The sequence below is a fragment of the Sinorhizobium sp. NFACC03 genome, assembly GCF_900103435.1.
Taxonomy (GTDB): domain Bacteria; phylum Pseudomonadota; class Alphaproteobacteria; order Rhizobiales; family Rhizobiaceae; genus Ensifer.
On record NZ_FMXF01000014.1, the window covers coordinates 90,477 to 108,438 of the forward strand.

A 17,962-nucleotide genomic window follows, 5' to 3' on the forward strand; every position below is an offset into this window, starting at 1 on the left:
TGCGCAAGCGGGAAAGCCGCGCCGGATATCACGGATCGATCAAAAAAAGAGGCGGCTCTTGCGAGCCGCCCGACTGGAGTTGATCTGATCCTATCAGAACTTCGCCTTCGCCGTAACCAGGAAGGTGCGGCCGCGGCCCGTATCGATCGTGCTGCCTGCAATCGTGCTCGACGACGGCGTGTAGGTCTTGTCGAACAGGTTCGTCACCGTCGCCGTCACCTCGAAGCCGTTCTCGAACTTGTAGTTCGCGAAGAGGTCGACGAGGCCATAGCCCGGAACGTTCGGCGGCGTGCGGTTGATCTCGCCGACGAATGCGTTCGACACCGCATAGAGCCGCGTGCCGACCGTCAGGCGCTGGTCTTCGAGGAAGCGCGCACCGAGCGTTGCGCTGATGATGTTATCAGGCAGGTAGCTCTGGACACCGAACCCGTTCACCTGGGAAGGCAAATTGCTGTCGGTGTAGGTGTAGGCGAGATCACCGAAGACATAGCCGGCATCGTAGGCCGCCTGGAGTTCGAAGCCCTGCACCGTCGAGGTGCCGGGATTGTTGACGAAGAAGATCTGGCGACCACCACCCAGCAGCGCTGCGGTGATGTAGTTGTCGATGCGGTTGTGGAAGTAGTTCGCCTTCACACGCAGGCTGTCGCTGGGATCGAGCAGCCCGTCGAAGGTGAAGTTCGCGCCGATTTCCCAGCCCTTCGAGATTTCAGGCTCGAGGAACGGATTGGGGAAGAACGACTGGCCGGTCGTACCCGGGTGCGTGCCGCCGGCGAAGGTCTCGTTGACGGTCGGCGAACGCGAGGTCTCGGCGTAGGTCACGTAGGGCTGGAACCAGTCCGTCGGGTTGAGCGCGACCGTGACGCTCGGATTGAGACGGCCGTCGGACTTGTCGACCGTGTAGGGACCCGCCGGCAGGCCGATCGGGTTGCCTCGCACCACGGCGCCGGAACCATCGAGGCTGAAGTGATCCCACCGCAGGCCGGCCGTCAGATCGACGATACCATAGGTGAAGGTCGTGTTGCTGAAGACGCCGGTCGTGGCATTGGTGCCGCTGCCGTTGACGCCGCCAGACGGGCGCGCCGTGCTGTTGATGACGTCATAGTCGTCGCGGAAATATTCGACGCCGTAGTTCGCCCGGACGGCAACCTCACCGAGATCGAACAGCGAGGTGTTCGAGATATCGAAGCCCTTGCCCGTGTCGGTGATGCGGCGACCGGCCGCCGTGCCGCCACCGCGAACATCGGTGTCGTACTTCATCTTCAGCCGGTTCCAATAGGCATTGGCCCGGAAATCGATGAGTTCGTTGTCCGGCGTGTAGGAATAGCTGGCCGAAACGGTCTGGTTCTTCACGTTCTGGAAGTAGGAGTTCGCGAAGAAGTCGTTGTCATAGGTGATGCCGGTGAGCTTGAAGGTGTGGTCCTGATCCGGAGTCACCTCGAACTTCAACAGGCCGGAAAGCAGGTCTTCCTCGGTGTAAGGCACCGTTACGCCGTTGCCGTTGTCGTAGTTGCCGGGATCAGCCTTGCTGATGCCGCCGAGCACCGAGAAGACGTCGTTGAAACGATAGGCACCGATCAAAGATTCCGACCAGCCGGCCTCGTTGCTGCCGTAGGTGGCAGAAGCGATGCCGCCGTAGTTATTGCCGTCCTGGATCAGGTCTTCGACGTCGTAGGTCTTGAAGTTGACCGAACCGGCCAAAGCACCGCCGCCGACACCGGTGACGGCACCGCGGGTGACGTCGATCTCGGAAAGGAATGCCGGATCGAAATAGGCAAGGCCCTGGGCTTCATGGCCGGTGAAGCGGAAGTTCTGGCGCACACCGTCGATCATCATGTTGACGCGGCCGGAACCCTCGAAGCCACGGATGTTGACGGCGACGCCCGGGTTCTGCGGGTTGTTGGCGGTTGACGTGCCGGGAACGCCGCGCAGCAGGTCGTCGGTCTCGAGACCGGATTGCAGGTCGATCTGGTCGGACGTGACGACACTGACCGGGCCGGCCTTCGCATAGGGGTCAGCGGTGCGTGAGCCCTTGGCAACGATCGGCGACAGGTAGGTTTCGCCCTTCTTGGTCTCCTCGGCCTTTTTCTCTTCCGGCTTTGCCTGGTTTGTCGAACTCTGGGCGAATGCGACGGTAGCGACTGAAATTGCAAGAGTTGTCGTGCAAGCCAACAGGGCCTGGCGACGATGCCGGGTGAGCATGGACCAATCCTTTGAGGTTCGAGGCCGGGCTTGCTGTTGAGCGGCAAACTCAAGGGGCTGGCTGGGCGCGTTCTGGGCGTTGCGACATGTCGTCGCCTCATTTATGCCGCATAAAAAACATGAGTATAATTGTCAACATACAAAGATACTCCCCACAATTTGTGGGGTCGTGCCAATTCGAGGCGTTGCCGAACTGCAACGCTTTTGCCGGAGAGTTGGAGCGGACGAGGAAAAGTGCATGCCGGCCTTCCGCCCGCATCCCGCTCTAATTTATTGGAATCGGTCACGTTTATGATTTGGTCGATTCCAACCAAAACATCGCGATCTCATGAAACCAGATCCGGTTCTGCGCGTTCCCTCCGCTCAAAGCCCGCCGCGCGGGCAGTGAGAAAGGTACTGGATGCGTCGCTCTTTCCCCTTGATCCTGCTGTCACTCCTGATCCTGACGGGCGCCAGCCTGCCGAAACACGGCCCCATCCCGATAGAAAAGCCGCCGACGGATGCAGGAGCGGAAGAGGCTGTTCCCACACCCGACAAGAAGCCGGCGGCACCGGCGGACGACGGCAAGGGCGCGACGGAGAAAGGGCCGACGGCAGCCAACGGCGAACAGCCCGTTCCGCAGCCGAAGCAGGCGGATGGAGACGAGCAATCGACAAAGGACAAGAAGCCGCCGGCGGACGAAAAGGACCAGCGTGCGGACGAGAAGAAGGATGCCGAGCCAGCGCCGGCGCCAATCGTCTATCCACCGGTCGAGACGGAGAATGCTGCCGAATATGCCAAGTGCCTCGCCGACCTGAAAGCGGTTGGCGCGACGTTTGTCGAAGCCAAGCGCATCGACGACGGCAAGGGCTGCGGCATCGACAAGCCGCTGGAGGTCACCAGCATTCTGCCCGACGTTACGCTCGCGCCGAAGGGAGTGATGCGGTGCGAAACGGCGCTGGCGCTGGCACGCTGGACAAAGGAAGCCGCCCAGCCGGCTGCCGAGGTCGCCTTCGACAAGAACATCAAGATCAAGGCGCTGAACCAGGCGTCGACCTATATCTGCCGCCTGCGCAACAATGCAACATCAGGCAAGATCTCCGAACATGCCCACGGCAACGCCGTCGACATCGCGTCCTTCCGCTTGAGCGACGGAACGACGATCCCCATCCAGCCGCGCGACGAGGATGGCACGATGGACGGCGCCTTCCAGCGCGCGGTCACCGCCTCCGCCTGCCTGTATTTCAAGACTGTGCTCGATCCCGGCAGCGACGCCGCCCACGAAACCCACCTGCATCTCGACGTGATCGATCGGCGCAATGACTATCGCTATTGCCGCTAGGCGGGGATCACCTGGCCCGGTCGCCGCAACTCAGTCATTGCTATAGCCGAGGGCGACAAACTCGCCCTCGAAACGCCCGGCCACCTCTCCACCGTCAAGCAGGTCGGCAACGACAACGGCCCGCGCCCTGCCCCGCCGTTCGAGCAATCGCAGAAAGCTCGGCCACTGCCCGGCATTCGCGAGCGACGAGCGAGCCGAAAAGGCACCGGCCACCGGCTTTAGATAGTCCATGCGGTTGCTCTGGATCACCAGGCGCGCAGCCACGCCGCTTTTGCGCAACCGCACATGCAAGAGCGACCACGCCGACAGGATCGATAGCGCCGAGGCGCTGCCGCCGAACACCGTTTCGCGGTGATTGATGTTGGGTGCCAGGGGCGCCGAGAGCAGGATATGGTCTTCCGCTACCTCCTCTACATGAACCTGCATCGCCGCCGAAAGCGGGATATGGGCGTGAAGATAGGTCTGCAAATCCTGGGGCGTCATCGCGGTGTCCATTGTGTCTGCTACAGTGGCGTACGCCTTGCGTGTCGCGGAAAGGTCGCCTCCGATCAATGCACGAGACCCCATGTCCTGGCCAGTGCCGCAGGCCCGCGTTCAGTCGCCTCCGGCCAGCCTCATAACCACAAAGATACCGGTCGGCGCGCCTTGCAGGACGGCACCCCGGCTCCCAAATACAGGCATGAGGAAAATCCACCCGTTTTGCGCCCAGTCTCAAGGAAAGGTGTCATGGCATTGACGATCTACCAGCTCTCCATTCCCGCATTCATTCGCGGTCTTGGTGTGCTCACCAAACTGCTCGACAAGGCCGAGGCTCATGCGCGCGACAACGGCATCTCCCCTGATGATCTCGTCATTGCCCGGCTGGCGCCGGACATGCTGACGCTTGCCGGCCAGGTGCAGCGAGTGAGCGACACGAGCAAGGGTCTGGTCGGGCGCCTGACTTCGATCGAGGTTCCCCGTTTTCCGGACGAGGAAAAGACCCTGGACGAACTGCGTCAGCGCATCGCCAACACGGTTGCTTTTCTTGAAATTGTGCGCCCCGTCGACCTGGAGGATAGCGGCAGCCGCGAGGTCGTCCTCAACTTCCCGACCTTGAAAGTGACGCTCACGGGCGAAGAGTATCTGCTGAGATTCGTTCTGCCAAACTTCTATTTCCACCTGACGACGGCCTACGACATCCTGCGTCACAAGGGCGTCCCGATCGGCAAGGCCGACTTCCTCAGCCTCACTGCCTAACTTCCATTCTGGAAGCGAAGATAAAGGAATGCAAAACACGACAACGCCGCGCATCCCGAAGGACGCGCGGCGTTGTTTCGATCAGGCCAGTCGGTCGCTCTAGAACAGCCCCTCGATGTAACCCCGCTCGTTCAGGAAGATCTTCTCCGACGACGGCACTTTGGGAAGGCCGGGCATGGTCATGATCTCGCCGGTGATGACCACGATAAAACCGGCGCCGGCCGCAAGTCGCACCTCGCGGATCGGCACCGCATGGCCGCTCGGCGCGCCGCGCAGGTTCGGGTCGGTCGAGAAGGAATATTGTGTCTTGGCCATGCAGATCGGCAGGTGGCCATAGCCCTGGTTCTCCCAGGTGTGCAGTTGATCGCGCACCGACTTGTCGGCGATCACTTCGCTCGCGTGATAGATGTCCTTGGCGATTGTCTCGATCTTGTGGAAGAGCGGCATGTCATCCGGATAGAGCGGCGAGAACTGCGAATGGCCGCCCTCGGCCAGATCCGCCACCTTGCGCGCCAGTTCTTCGATTCCCGCCGACCCCTCGGCCCAATGCCGGCAGAGCACGGCGTCGGCACCGAGTGTCGTCACATAGTCCTTGATCGCCTGAATCTCGGCCTCGGTGTCGGAGGTGAAGTGGTTGATCGCGACGATCGCGGGAACGCCGAACTTCTTAACGTTCTGTACATGCCGGCCAAGGTTGGCGCAGCCCTTGCGCAGGGCCTCCAGGTTTTCCTTGCCGAGATCGTCCTTCTTGACGCCGCCATTCATCTTGATCGCCCTGACGGTGGCGACGATCACCGCGGCATCGGGCTTCAGCCCCGCCTTGCGGCACTTGATGTCGAAGAATTTTTCCGCACCTAGATCGGCGCCGAAGCCGGCTTCCGTCACGACATAGTCGGCGAGCTTCAGCGCCGTCGTCGTCGCGATCACCGAATTGCAGCCATGGGCGATGTTGGCGAAGGGACCGCCATGCACGAAGGCGGGATTGTTTTCCAATGTCTGCACTAGGTTCGGCTGCATCGCGTCCTTGAGCAGCACCGCCATCGCGCCATCGGCCTTGATGTCGCGCGCAAACACCGGGCTCTTGTCGCGTCGGTTGCCGACGATGATATTGCCGAGGCGCTTCTCGAGATCCTTCAGATCGGTTGCCAGGCAGAGGATGGCCATGACCTCGGATGCAACGGTGATGTCGAAACCGGTCTCGCGCGGATAACCATTCGCGACACCACCGAGCGGCCCGACAATGCTGCGCAGTGCCCGGTCGTTCATGTCCATCACGCGACGCCAGGCGATGCGGCGGATGTCGACGTTCTGCTCGTTGCCCCAGTAGATGTGATTGTCGAGCAGCGCCGCGAGCAGATTGTGCGCTGAAGTAATGGCGTGGAAATCGCCGGTGAAATGGAGGTTCATGTCCTCCATGGGCACCACCTGTGCGTAACCGCCGCCGGCGGCTCCGCCCTTGATGCCGAAGCAGGGGCCGAGCGACGCCTCGCGGATGCAGACGATCGCCTTCTTGCCGATACGGTTGAGCCCGTCGCCGAGGCCGACCGTCGTCGTCGTCTTGCCTTCGCCGGCCGGCGTCGGATTGATCGCCGTCACCAGGATCAGGTGGCCGTTTTTCTTTTCGCGCTGGCGGGCGATGAAATCGGCCCCGATCTTAGCCTTGTCGTGGCCGTAGGGCAGCAGATCTTCCGCCGGGATGCCGAGTGCCGCCCCTATCTCCAGGATCGGCTTTTTCTTCGCCGCACGCGCAATCTCGATATCGGACTTAACCTCGGTCATGACATGTCCCCTCCCCAGGGTCTCGTTTTCATCCACGCCTTTCAAGGCGCAGTTCGCGATGCCGGAGCGAGATGAGGAAACGTGTCTGCGGCTTTCGGCCCGCATCCCGCTTTAACTCAAGTAAGGTCTGCGGCAGCGCCCGGAAGTTCAGGCGCCACCTTGCCGTTCCGCCCTATCGGGCGAGGATATCGCGCATTTCGACGATGTTCGAGCGTACCCTCAGCGTATAGAAGCCCATCGTCGCCAGATGCGTCGGCATGATCCAGCCGGCCTCCTCGCCGTTGGAGATGATCAGCGGCTGGATGCGCAATGCGGCGCGCAGTTGCTTGATCGTTTCCGTCCAGATCGGCGTCAGGCCGCGCTGGGCAACGACGTTGTCGAAGTCGGCGCCGGCGGCCGACAGAATGCCGTAATAACCGTAGAGCTGGCCATAGGCGAACCAGAAGCGGTCGTCGGCGCGCGTGTCGAACCAGCCGCCATTGTGGTTTTCCGACCGTTCGCGAATGATCGCCGAGGTGTTGCCGAGATCGTTGGCAACACGGTCGAGGAATTCGACGAGGTTGTCGGAGCGGCCGTCGAAGATCGCTTCGCATTTGCCGAGCGAGATGTTGAAGGCCCTGAGGTCCTTCATCGCCGCCCGGTAGAAGCTCGGCGTCGGCGTCTTCGGGCCAAACGGGTTCAGGCCGAAATACCAGGTCTCCTCATCGAACTGGATATTGCCGCGCGCACTCTGCAGGTCGCTGTTGATGCCGGACGTGCCGCGCACGCGACCAAGCGAATCGACCAGTTCGACCGAGGTGCGGCGCACCGCCTGGTTGATGCCGCGCTGGAACGACGCCTTGTTGTCGAGCCAGGGCGTGTCGTCCCAGTCAAGCCCGAAGAAACCGAGCTTGTAGAGCAGCATCGACGATATCCACGCATTCTCGTTGACATTGTAATCGATAAGGTCGGCGGCGACATCGACGATTGCCGAGGTCTGGCACACGGTACCGGCAGGCAATTGCACCACCGCCAGCGCCTCCGGTGTCGATTCGGTCTGCGGTGCAGCCGCCGCCGCAAGGTTGGTTGCCGCCGCACCGGTCGTCGATTGGCCCGTCGTCGCACCCGGGCCGCTCTTCGGCGAGCCCGCCGGCACCTTGTGCTCGGCCAGCTTGTAACGCTCGACATAGTCAGGATCGAAGTTCGTCCAGGCCTGCGTCTGCCAGATGAAATAGCCGTAGAGGAAGATGAGGCCGAGCAGAACGATGCCGATTGGTCCTTTGATGATCCAGCTCCGCTGCCGATACCAGTTACTGGCCGCGACGAACGGCCAGAGCAGCCAGGCAACGGCGAGACCTATGCCGCGGCCGATCGCGGTAAAGACCCGCTGGAAAAACGCAACGATCGGATCGAACATGTCCTATTCCTCTCTGAGGCCGTAAAGCTTGTGGCGGAAGGCCGCCTTGTCCTTGAGATATGAACCCGTCAGCGTCGCCACAACATAGGCCTTGAAGCTTTCGCCATAGCGCTCGTAGGCGTCGTAGAAACCCTGCTTGTCGAAGACGAAGCGCGAGACGAAATCGCGGGGCACGAGCTGGGAAATCAGTCGGTTGACCAGCCACTGGTCGGGATGGGTGGGTGCTGCGCGCACCAGCATGAAGCGGTTCGCCGGTGCCACGTCCTGCATCTTGATCGTGCCGGTCGCGGCAACCATGCGGATCATCTCCTGCAGGAACGGATAGGCCCCGTCCCTCGCGACGACAGCCGCATTGCGGTGCATCCAGGTCTGCAGCCAGATCCGATCGGCATTGGCGAGATTGGCCGTCGGGTCAATTTCGTCGATCAGCCCGCGCACGATCATGTCGGCCCGGTGCTGATAGAGCCCCGACTCCTCCACCCAGGACGCCTGCGGCAACTGCAGCCGCTTGGTCGAGGCGAGGAAGTCGTAGATCCGGGCATGATCGTTGATGGCGATATAACTCACCTGCCACGGCCGCGAGCGGCGGAAGCCGGGGACCGAAGGGTCGCAGATCACGGTCGTCGTCTTGTCGTCGAGAAAGACATAGACGCCGCCGAAATGATTGGCCCAGAAGGCTTCGTGGCGGAAGACGAGCTGGTCCGGCACCAGCGCATTCTGACGGATATCGCCGGTGAGCTTGGCAAGCTCGACCATGCGGTTCAGCATCTCGTCGTCGGCCCAGGCCGTCGGCACTTTCTTCAGCCGGTCGACGAGGCCCCTGAGTTCGGCGGCCCTGCCGAGCATGTCCTCGGCCGACAGCACCCGGAAACGCACCTCGTTGATCGACAGCAGGTCGTCGATGTCGTCGACGACCGAAACCGAATCCTCGATCTCGCCGTAGAGCGCGTCCTTGATCGTGATCGCATTGATCGCGCGGCCGTTGGCGTTGAAGAATTCGTGCATCAGCGCCGCCGTATTGGAGAAGCTCGTATGCACGACCGGCAGCTCCGCCTGATCCGGTGTCATGATGATGAACCGGCGGTTGACCCGGTTCGGATCGAGATAATCACGGTCACCCAGTTCGTCAGCGATTTCGGGCGAAAACCCGGTCATGTCGATGCTGAACGCCGTCAACGCCGTCGGGCGCAGGCCGAAGCCTTCGAGTGCCTTGTTGTAACGCGCGATCAGGTGCGGCCCGGAGACATCGAGCAGCCGTCCATAGATGAGCTCGGCTTCGAGCAAGCGTTTCATCGGTCAGCTCTTCCCATCATAACCCCTGCCACCGGCCGTCGCGCTTCATCGCCTCGATCTCGCGGATCGCCTTTTCGCGCTGGCGCTCGCGGCGGATGATGTCGGTGACGGCGGCATCGTCGGATTTGTCGGTGTAGCGGAATTCGCTGTCGGCGTAGCGGTTGATCTCCTGCAGCACCATGTCGATGGTGATCGGGCCGCGTAGCGCCTCGATCATCGCTTTCTTCTCGTCGTAGCTCTTGTGCATGAACGAGCCGGCATCCCTGAACCAGTCATCCGGCAGCTCGACATCCATGGCGCGCAGCTTGATCGCGTCGGTGATGTTCTTGATCGCGCGGCCGGTAAAGCGCGGCTCGGCCTCCTTGATCATGTGCAGATAGGCGCCGACATCGGCGAGCGAGGCGAGCGCGCCCCGTTCCTTCTGGTAACGCTCCCAGACGGCGATGAGGCCATCCTCCTTCGGCCGCGCGTGCTCGGCATAGGATTGCGACACGGCCCGCTTGATCTCCTGCCCCTCGAACAATTGGTGTTCGCCGAGCGGGATCTTGTGGTTCTTGCCAACGAGCAGCGCGAAGATGTCGACATAGTCGTCTTCCGTCTGCGGCCCGTCGACCAGCCAACGGGCGCCGGCGCGCTGGCGCAGCGCATCGTCGACATTCTCGGGATAGTTGGAGAACATGCCGAAGGTGCAGTTGCCGCGCACCACCGTCGAAGCACCGGCGAAGCTCTCCATCAGCACCGCCGTCACCTCATGCTGGCCGGCGGAAGCGCGATCATCGGAGCGCTTCGCCGCCACCTGGTCGACATCGTCGATCGTGCCGAAGCCGATCGCGCGCGGGTTGATGACGTTGTTGACGAACTCCTTGCAGTTCTGGCCCGATTTGCCCTGATAGGAGGAGATCTGGTCAACGCCGAAATTCTCGTAATGGAACGCGTAGCCGGCAATCTCGCAATATTCGTTGAGCATGCCGGCGAGCATCTGGATCAGGATCGTCTTGCCGGTGCCCGGCATGCCGTCGCCGATGAAGGTGAAGAGGAAGCCGCCAAGCTCGACGAAGGGGTTCATCTGCCGGTCGAAGTCATAGGCCATCAGCATCTTGGCAAGCTTCAACGCCTGGTACTTGGCGATGTGGTTGCCGATGATCTCCTCGGGCTTCTTGAAGGTCATCACCAGGGGTTTGCGCTTCTGGCCCGGTGCGACATCGAAGCCGTTCAGCGTGAAATCGTCCTGGTCGAGCCGGATATGCACGGTCTCGAAGCTCTGCAGTCCAGTGAAACGCGCCTTGCGCGCGATCAACCCCTCGACTGCCACGCGCGAAAAGGCGCGCGCCCGGGCCGTCAGCGCCAGATCGTCAGGCGCCCCGGCAATGCCGCGGTCGAGCGCCGAGATGAGGCTCTTCAATGCATCCTGCGGCGTGTCGAACAGAAAGTCGGGCTCGACCGCATCGTCCACCGGCTCGCCCTCACCTGAAAGCGTCGAGCCGAGATAGGCGGCAAGCGTGAACGCAGCGACATAGGCAGACGCCGAAAGCAGCGCCTTGAACTGGTTGGCCTCATCTCCTCCGAGCGGCGATGTGGCGTTTTTCGCCTGCAGTTGCTCGAGGTTTGTCTGCCGCGCAAAGACGTCGGCGACGGCGAGCGCCACCTGAATACCGCGGCGCGTGCGGTAGAGCACGGCATGCTGGGCCGGCGACAGCATCGGATCGCCCTGGCGTACCGCCTGGATGGTCTTGGTCAGTTCGACCTCGCGCGTGCGCCGCTGGCCACCGGTCGAAACCGTCGAGACGAAGCGGCGGCCGGTGCCGACAAGCGTCGTCCCGGCGGATGCATCCTCGCGCTCCAGAATGATGAGCTTCGTCACCAGCCCCTGCGCCACCGCCTGATGCTTGGCGATGTCGTCCTCGTGCAGCGTCGTCAGCCCCGTATTGAGTGTCATCGTCAAACCTCGCTCACGACCTGGTTGCCGGAAATGACGTGGACCTTGTAGTCGCCGAACACCTGTTCGGCCTCGCCGGCGGCATAGAGCGCCTGATAGGCGTCGTGCGGCACCAGCGCGTGCTTCTCGTAGGAGGAGACACCCATGCGCGCCGCTTCCAGATTGGCGGTATCGATGTGGAACTCCTCCTGCGCCGGCGTCGATGACCAGAAGCCGCGTTTGGCGGGCCTTTCGGCCTTGGAGAAGACCTCCTGCACGGTCCAGGTCAGAAGCCAGGCATTCTCGGTCTTTCGCACCTTGGAGAGGATGTCGTTGATGCGCGCATTGTTCTCGGTGATCCCGGCAGAATAGAACGGGCCGAGCACGATGCGGCGCAGCTGCTTCGGATGGAGCTCGTCAAAATCCTTGTCGAGATTGGTCGCGATCGTCACCGGGGTCAGCGAATAGCTGCTGTTCTTGGAGGCGAAATCGTCGAAGCGGCTGGCGAGATCTGGATTGAGCAAACCACCAACCGGCAACGGGACCTCGACCTGCGGATTGAGCTTGCCGTCCTCGGTCACCAGCATCTCGACGATCTTCTCGGAGGAATCCTCGATCGTCGCCATGTAGACCATCGGCAGGGTATTGGCGCCGTCGAAGGCGCCCCAGCTCACGATGTAATAGGGACGCATCGTCTTGGAATTGACGGCGACGCGGATGGTCTCCGGCAAGATAAAGGGCGAGAAGATCTCACCCTTGCCGATCTGCTCCAGATAGAGCCGCTCGGCCATGCGCGTCTGCAACGCCTCGGGAAAGGCCTTCTGACGGAGGATGAAATCGACCATCTCGTCCCTCAGCGCATCGGCCGTGGGAATGTCGGCGAGGCGCTTTGCCGCCGTCTGGCGATCGTTCTCCAGTTCCAGCACGTTCTGGAACACCGGAAAACCGCTTTCGGCGCGCGAGATCCGGAACTGATCGACGAAGCCGATGCGGTTCTCCCAGCAGTCGATCGACGCCTTCAACCGGCCGAGATAGGGGACGATCACTTCGCCGACGACGGTGTTGCGATAGAGCGGCGAGTTGCGGTCGCCGAGAAAGAGCTCGAGCCCGGCGAGTGCGGCGTGGATCGACGCGAAATATTGTGCGACAGCGGATGAAGCCGCGACTTTCATGCAAATCCCCGTGGCGCGTGCCAGACGGCAAACTCGGTTCCGATCATTCGCCTGCCGATCACTGCTTCACGTAGTTGGCAGTGTTGTGCTTGTCCATGACAGCCTGGAAGCGACGGGCAAAGGCGTCGTCCGCCAGCTTCTTGCGGCGCTGGATATCCTGCGTCGAAAGCATGTTCTTTTCATGCATTTCGAGGAGATCGCCGATATGGCGCTGCGCAGCGGCACCGATGCCGGCCATCGTCTCTTCGGCGGCGGTGTCGACCTGGCTGCCGAGCGTGTTGATCTTGTGGGCGACATCCTGCTGGGCAGCCGTCTTCAAGGAGTCTTCCAGCGCCTTGTAGAGCACGATGCGCTGTTCGGTATCGATCGTCAGCTTGTTGATCAGCGTGTTCTGCGCGGCGATCTGGTTGTTGAGCGAATCGACGAAGGTCTGGAACATCGCGGTGTAGCGTTCGAGCGTCTGGCTCTCGGCGAGCAGCTCCTGTTCCTTGGCCTGCTTCTCGTTGTATTCGGTGGCAAGCGCCGAGCGTTCGCCTTCGAGCTCGGTGCGGACCTTCTGCTCCGTGGAGGCGGCAATGCGGTTTTCGATGTCGAGCAGCAGGGGGTTCAGTTCCTCGATGCGCTTCTGCACCTCTTCGAGGTTCGCCATCGTACCCTTGCGGCGCTCGATCACCTGGATCAGGCTCTGCTCCGAGGTCTTGTAGCGCTGGTCGAGGACCGACTTCTGCTCCTTGAGGATGCCGACGATCATGTCGGACTTCGACAGCAGCTCCTGCAGGTTGCCGGCAAGCGACATGTTGCGCACGCGGTCGGTGCGCATGCGCTGCATCTTCTGCTCGGAGAAGATGCCGATGAACTTCTCGTAGCCGGTATAGTTCTTCATGCTCTCGAATTCGGAGCCGAAGACATTGGTCGCATCTTCAAGGCCGATGATCAGGTCGGCAATGTTGGCTTCCATCACCTTCTGCTGGTTGATCACATCCTGGATGCGGGCGTTCTCGATGTCGAAGTTGACGTCGCCGAGCTCGGCCTTTGCGAATTGCTCCAGCACGACACCGGATTGCTCGAGCTTGCCGCGCATCTGTTCGACGACGCCTTTCGTCTTCTCGATCTCCGCGTCAAAATTCTGAAGAGTCGCCATGTCCTGCCCCTCGATCCATCGTGGCGCGATCCGCCAGCCCAGCCGAATTATTCAGCCTTCGATTGCAGTTATATAAAGGGTGTTTATGGAAAGAGAACAAGCCTTCCGCAGCGGCTTTTTTCGATCAAGCGTTGCAGCGAAGTGCTTGAGATATCGAAGGCATTGCCTATTTGGCGGCCGGCGGCGCCTTGAGATAGGCGATCACGTCGGCAATGTCCTGAGGTTTCTTGAGACCGGGAAAAGTCATCTTGGTGCCGCCGACCATCGCCTTGGGGCTCAAGAGATATTCGCTCAGCGTCGCCTCGTCCCAAACGTGCCCCTCGGCGCCGAAGGTCTTCATCGCCTCGGAATAGTTGTAGTCGGCAACCGACGCCACCGGCCGGCCGACCACGCCCATCAGGCTCGGGCCGACGCGATTGACCGGCTCGCTGGCGGTGTGACAGGCCGCGCACTTGCGGAACACCGCGGCACCCGCCGTCGCGTCGCCGCCGGCGTGGGCAGCCGGAGCTGCGACACCAAGACAGAGGAAAAGACTGGAAAGCAGGCGCCGCATCGAAAACCTCTTGCTGACAGGACCCGACGAGAATGGCACCGCGACCAAGGCGGCCGCAAGCGGCCAGTCGGTCGCACTCACTCGCAACGCATCAGGTCGTCCCAATGGCGCCGGCAATAGGAGACGTATTTCTCGTTGCCGCCGACATCGACCTGGGCACCCTCGCGCACCACCTTGCCCGTACCATCGAGACGCACGACCATCGTCGCCTTGCGGCCGCAATGGCAGATGGTGCGCACCTCGCGCAACTCGTCGGCGAGCGCCAGCAGCGCCATCGAGCCCGGAAACAACTTGCCCTGAAAATCCGTACGTAGGCCATAGGCCATGACCGGAATGCCGATCCGGTCGGCGACGCGCGCGAGTTGCCAGACCTGCGCCTCGTTGAGGAACTGCGCCTCGTCGACGAAGACGCAGGCGATCTCGCCGGCACCATCGGAATGAAGCGTTTCGATCAGCGTATAGATGTCGTCATCGCCATGGAACGGAATGGCGTCGGAGGCAAGACCGATGCGCGAGGAGATGCGGCCTACCCCTGCCCGGTCGTCATGCGCAGCGATCAGCATCACCACACGCATGCCGCGCTCCTGGTAGTTGTAGGAGGCCTGCAACAGCATCGTGCTCTTGCCCGCGTTCATCGTCGCATAGCTGAAATAGAGTTTGGCCATCTTCACCGCGTCCGGTTTCCGTCTCCCGGGTAATGACGAGCCTTGTCCCGGAAGGCCAGAGCGTGTTTGCGGCACCCACAGTTTTTCGCCGGACTAGACCATTTCGTGGACAATGCGACATTCAGCGTCGCATCGTGCACCCCCTCAGCATATTGACGCAATACACTTCCTTCGACATCAAAGCGCTTGAATTCGCTATCCAATGGTGTTTGGCTAAAACAATAATAGAGGCAGGGGAACGACAACGATGAAAAAACGACTCTCTCTCAAACTGATGCTGGCGGGCGCCGTTTCGGTCGTCGCCCTCGCCGCTGGACAGGCTGCAGCTGCCGAGCCGGAAAGCTGTGGTACCGTCCGTTTCTCCGACGTCGGTTGGACGGACATCACTGCAACCACCGCGACCGTTTCCACCGTCCTCAAGGGCCTCGGCTACCAGACCGACATCAAGGTTCTCTCGGTTCCGGTCACCTACACCTCGCTCAAGAACAAGGACATCGACGTGTTCCTCGGCAACTGGATGCCGACCCAGGAAAACGACGTTCGCCCCTATCTCGACGACAAGTCGGTCGAATCCTTCGGGCCGAACCTGGTCGGCGCCAAGTACACGCTGGCGACCAACGCCAAGGGCGCTGAGCTCGGCATCAAGGATTTCAAGGATATCGCCACCAAGAAGGACGCGCTTGAAGGCAAGATCTACGGCATCGAGCCCGGCAATGACGGCAACCGCCTGATCATCGACATGGTCGACAAGGACACCTTCGGCCTCAAGGGCTTCGAGGTGGTCGAATCCTCCGAACAGGGCATGCTGGCGCAGGTGTCCCGCGCCGAAAAGGATGGCTCGCCGATCGTCTTCCTCGGATGGGAACCGCATCCGATGAACGCCAACTTCAAGCTGACCTATCTTTCGGGCGGCGACGACATCTTCGGCGCCAACTTTGGCGGCGCGGAAGTCTTCACCAACGTGCGCGCCGGCTACACCACCGAGTGCCCGAACGTCGGCAAGCTGCTCACCAACCTCAAGTTCTCGCTCCAGATGGAAAACGAGATCATGGGCAAGATCCTGAACGACGGGCAGGAGCCGGACAAGGCTGCCGAGGAATGGCTGAAGGCCAATCCGACGGTCGTCGATCCGTGGCTTGCCGGTGTGACCGCCAAGGACGGCGGCGATGGCCTGGCCGCGGTCAAGGCCGCTCTTGGCCTCTGATCGGCATCGAGGCGGGGAAAAACCCCGCCTTTTTTCACCGCGTCACGCGCTCCTTTTGACCTGACGAGACGGATTTACCTTCGTGGAATATCTGACCGATAACCGCATCCCCATTGGCGGCTGGGCCAAGGCATTCGTCGACTGGCTGACGACGAATTTCGAGCTGTTCTTCGACCAGCTCGCTCGCTTCCTCTCCGGCGTTGTCGCCGTGCTGCTCTGGATTCTCCAGACCCCGCACCCGCTGATCGTCGTTGCCGTAATCACGGCGGCTGCCTGGTGGTTCCGTCGCTCGATCGGCGTAACGCTGTTCACCGGCCTTGGCCTGCTGCTGATCATCAACCAGGGCTACTGGAAGGAAACGACGGAAACGTTGGCTCTGGTGCTCGCCGCCAGCTTCGTCAGCATGGCCGTCGGCGTTCCGCTCGGCATTGCCGCTGCCCGTCGCGCCTGGATCTATGCCATCATGCGGCCGATCCTCGACCTGATGCAGACGATCCCGACCTTCGTTTACCTGATCCCTGCGCTGATCCTCTTCGGTCTCGGCATGGTTCCCGGCCTTATCGCCACCGTGATCTTCGCGATCCCTGCGCCGATCCGCCTGACCCGCCTCGGCATCATCTCGACGCCGCCGTCGCTGGTCGAGGCCGCCCAGGCCTTCGGCGCAACGCCCGGCCAGGTGCTGCGCAAGGTGGAATTGCCCTTCGCCATGCCTCAGATCATGGCCGGCCTCACCCAGACGATCATGCTGTCGCTGTCGATGGTGGTTATCGCCGCCCTCGTCGGCGCCAACGGCCTTGGCGTTCCGGTCTTGCGAGCCCTGAACTCGGTGAATGTCGCCAAGGGCTTCGAAGCCGGCCTCTGCATCGTCATCCTGGCGATCATCCTCGACCGCCTTTTCCGCTCGTCCGACGAAGGAGAAGGCGCATGACCACCGCCGTCGTATTCAAGAATGTCGATATCATCTTCGGCAACAACCCGCAGATCGCGCTGCAGATGGTCGACCAGGGCAAGACCCGCGACGAGATCGGTGCCGAAACCGGCCTCGTGCTCGGCGTCGCAGGCGCCTCGCTCGAAATCACCGAGGGCGAGATCCTTGTGCTGATGGGGCTTTCGGGCTCCGGCAAGTCGACGCTGCTTCGCGCCGTCAACGGCCTTGCGCCGGTGGTGCGCGGCGACGTCGAGGTGAAGACCTCGAACGGGCCGCTCAATCCCTACCGGACCAATGCGAAATCGCTGCGCGACTTTCGCATGCACACGGTCTCGATGGTGTTCCAGCAGTTTGCTCTGCTACCCTGGCGCACAGTTGCCGACAATGTCGGCTTCGGCCTCGAGCTTGCCGGCATGCCGGACGCCGAGCGCAAGGCGCGTGTCGGCGAACAGCTCGACCTCGTCAACCTGACGAAATGGGCGGGGCGCAAGGTCAATGAGCTTTCGGGCGGCATGCAGCAGCGCGTCGGCCTCGCCCGCGCCTTTGCCACCGGCGCACCGATCCTGTTGATGGACGAGCCGTTCTCGGCCCTCGACCCGCTGATCCGCACCCGACTGCAGGACGAACTGCTCGAGTTCCAGCGGCGGCTGAAGAAGACCATCATCTTCGTCAGCCACGACCTCGACGAGGCGTTCCGCATCGGCAACCGCATCGCCATCATGGAAGGCGGACGCATCATCCAGTGCGGCACGCCGCAGGATATCGTCAAGAATCCGGCCAACCAGTATGTCGCGGATTTCGTTCAGCACATGAACCCGATCACCATGCTGATGGCGAAGGACGTGATGCAGACCGGCGTCCAGCGCGGCGCGACCGTTGCCGGCGTTACCGCCACGGCCAAGCCGACGACACCGCTCGTCGACATTCTCGACGCCATGTCCCGCCAGCCGGGCAGCATCGGGGTCGTCGACAACGGCTCCGTCGTCGGCACCATCGACGCCCAGGACATCGTTCAGGGATTGACGCGGCACCGCAACAAAAGTTGACGAAGCCGCTCATCAAGCCAATAAAAGCCCGGAGCGTCGTTCCGGGCTTTTTTCGTCACAGCATGTTTCCTTAAAACGTAGCCGATTTCAGGATAAAAACATGCAGCCATTCAA

At 61.8% G+C, this 17,962-nt stretch carries 15 protein-coding genes; 5 read left to right on the top strand and 10 right to left on the bottom strand.

Going from position 1 to position 17,962, the window contains the following annotated elements; all coding sequences use genetic code 11:
• Positions 1–93: 93 nt before the first annotated feature.
• Positions 94–2,199, bottom strand: a complete 2,106-nt coding sequence (locus tag BLU35_RS18540) for a TonB-dependent receptor domain-containing protein (protein ID WP_176907311.1) — start codon at positions 2,197–2,199, stop codon at positions 94–96.
• A gap of 400 nt (positions 2,200–2,599) precedes the next feature.
• Here BLU35_RS18540 and BLU35_RS18545 point away from each other — a divergent pair, with 400 nt between their 5' ends.
• Positions 2,600–3,520, top strand: coding sequence for an extensin-like domain-containing protein (locus tag BLU35_RS18545; protein ID WP_093234000.1), 921 nt, complete (start codon positions 2,600–2,602; stop codon positions 3,518–3,520).
• A gap of 30 nt (positions 3,521–3,550) precedes the next feature.
• On the opposite strand, the gene BLU35_RS18550 is transcribed toward BLU35_RS18545, so the two are convergent.
• Complete coding sequence (locus BLU35_RS18550; RefSeq protein ID WP_058321197.1) at positions 3,551–4,003, bottom strand: thioesterase domain-containing protein; 453 nt, start codon at positions 4,001–4,003, stop codon at positions 3,551–3,553.
• 243 nt (positions 4,004–4,246) lie between these two features.
• On the opposite strand from BLU35_RS18550, the gene BLU35_RS18555 reads away from it, so the two are divergent.
• Entirely contained in the window at positions 4,247–4,756 is a 510-nt protein-coding gene (locus tag BLU35_RS18555) for a DUF1993 domain-containing protein (protein ID WP_093234001.1), read from the top strand.
• A 99-nt stretch (positions 4,757–4,855) separates the two neighbouring features.
• Here BLU35_RS18555 and BLU35_RS18560 read toward each other — a convergent pair whose 3' ends face one another.
• The 8 genes from BLU35_RS18560 to BLU35_RS18595 all read right to left on the bottom strand — a co-directional run bounded on the left by BLU35_RS18560 (position 4,856) and on the right by BLU35_RS18595 (position 14,670).
• Positions 4,856–6,535 (bottom strand): formate--tetrahydrofolate ligase, encoded by a 1,680-nt coding sequence (locus BLU35_RS18560; protein WP_058321158.1) that lies wholly within the window; start codon positions 6,533–6,535, stop codon positions 4,856–4,858.
• A 172-nt stretch (positions 6,536–6,707) separates the two neighbouring features.
• Positions 6,708–7,931, bottom strand: coding sequence for a DUF2333 family protein (locus BLU35_RS18565; RefSeq protein ID WP_093234002.1), 1,224 nt, complete (start codon positions 7,929–7,931; stop codon positions 6,708–6,710).
• Between the two features lie 3 nt (positions 7,932–7,934).
• Positions 7,935–9,224 (bottom strand): DUF6638 family protein, encoded by a 1,290-nt coding sequence (locus BLU35_RS18570; RefSeq protein ID WP_093234003.1) that lies wholly within the window; start codon positions 9,222–9,224, stop codon positions 7,935–7,937.
• A 16-nt stretch (positions 9,225–9,240) separates the two neighbouring features.
• Positions 9,241–11,160 (bottom strand): AAA family ATPase, encoded by a 1,920-nt coding sequence (locus BLU35_RS18575; protein ID WP_093234004.1) that lies wholly within the window; start codon positions 11,158–11,160, stop codon positions 9,241–9,243.
• 2 nt (positions 11,161–11,162) lie between these two features.
• Entirely contained in the window at positions 11,163–12,311 is a 1,149-nt protein-coding gene (locus BLU35_RS18580) for a hypothetical protein (protein WP_093234005.1), read from the bottom strand.
• Between the two features lie 58 nt (positions 12,312–12,369).
• Positions 12,370–13,452 carry a coiled-coil domain-containing protein gene (locus tag BLU35_RS18585; RefSeq protein ID WP_093234006.1) on the bottom strand — a complete coding sequence of 361 codons (1,083 nt, stop codon included), beginning with the start codon at positions 13,450–13,452 and terminating at the stop codon, positions 12,370–12,372.
• 166 nt (positions 13,453–13,618) lie between these two features.
• Complete coding sequence (locus BLU35_RS18590) at positions 13,619–14,005, bottom strand: c-type cytochrome (RefSeq protein WP_057254321.1); 387 nt, start codon at positions 14,003–14,005, stop codon at positions 13,619–13,621.
• A 77-nt stretch (positions 14,006–14,082) separates the two neighbouring features.
• Positions 14,083–14,670, bottom strand: coding sequence for a thymidine kinase (locus tag BLU35_RS18595; protein WP_058321163.1), 588 nt, complete (start codon positions 14,668–14,670; stop codon positions 14,083–14,085).
• A 247-nt stretch (positions 14,671–14,917) separates the two neighbouring features.
• On the opposite strand from BLU35_RS18595, the gene BLU35_RS18600 reads away from it, so the two are divergent.
• The 3 genes from BLU35_RS18600 to choV all read left to right on the top strand — a co-directional run bounded on the left by BLU35_RS18600 (position 14,918) and on the right by choV (position 17,848).
• Entirely contained in the window at positions 14,918–15,874 is a 957-nt protein-coding gene (locus BLU35_RS18600; RefSeq protein ID WP_057253031.1) for a choline ABC transporter substrate-binding protein, read from the top strand.
• An 82-nt stretch (positions 15,875–15,956) separates the two neighbouring features.
• Positions 15,957–16,802 (top strand): choline ABC transporter permease subunit, encoded by an 846-nt coding sequence (gene choW, locus BLU35_RS18605; protein ID WP_057253029.1) that lies wholly within the window; start codon positions 15,957–15,959, stop codon positions 16,800–16,802.
• Positions 16,799–17,848 carry a choline ABC transporter ATP-binding protein gene (choV, locus tag BLU35_RS18610; RefSeq protein WP_057253027.1) on the top strand — a complete coding sequence of 350 codons (1,050 nt, stop codon included), beginning with the start codon at positions 16,799–16,801 and terminating at the stop codon, positions 17,846–17,848. The genes choW and choV overlap by 4 nt, the downstream gene beginning before the upstream one ends.
• Positions 17,849–17,962: the final 114 nt, after the last annotated feature.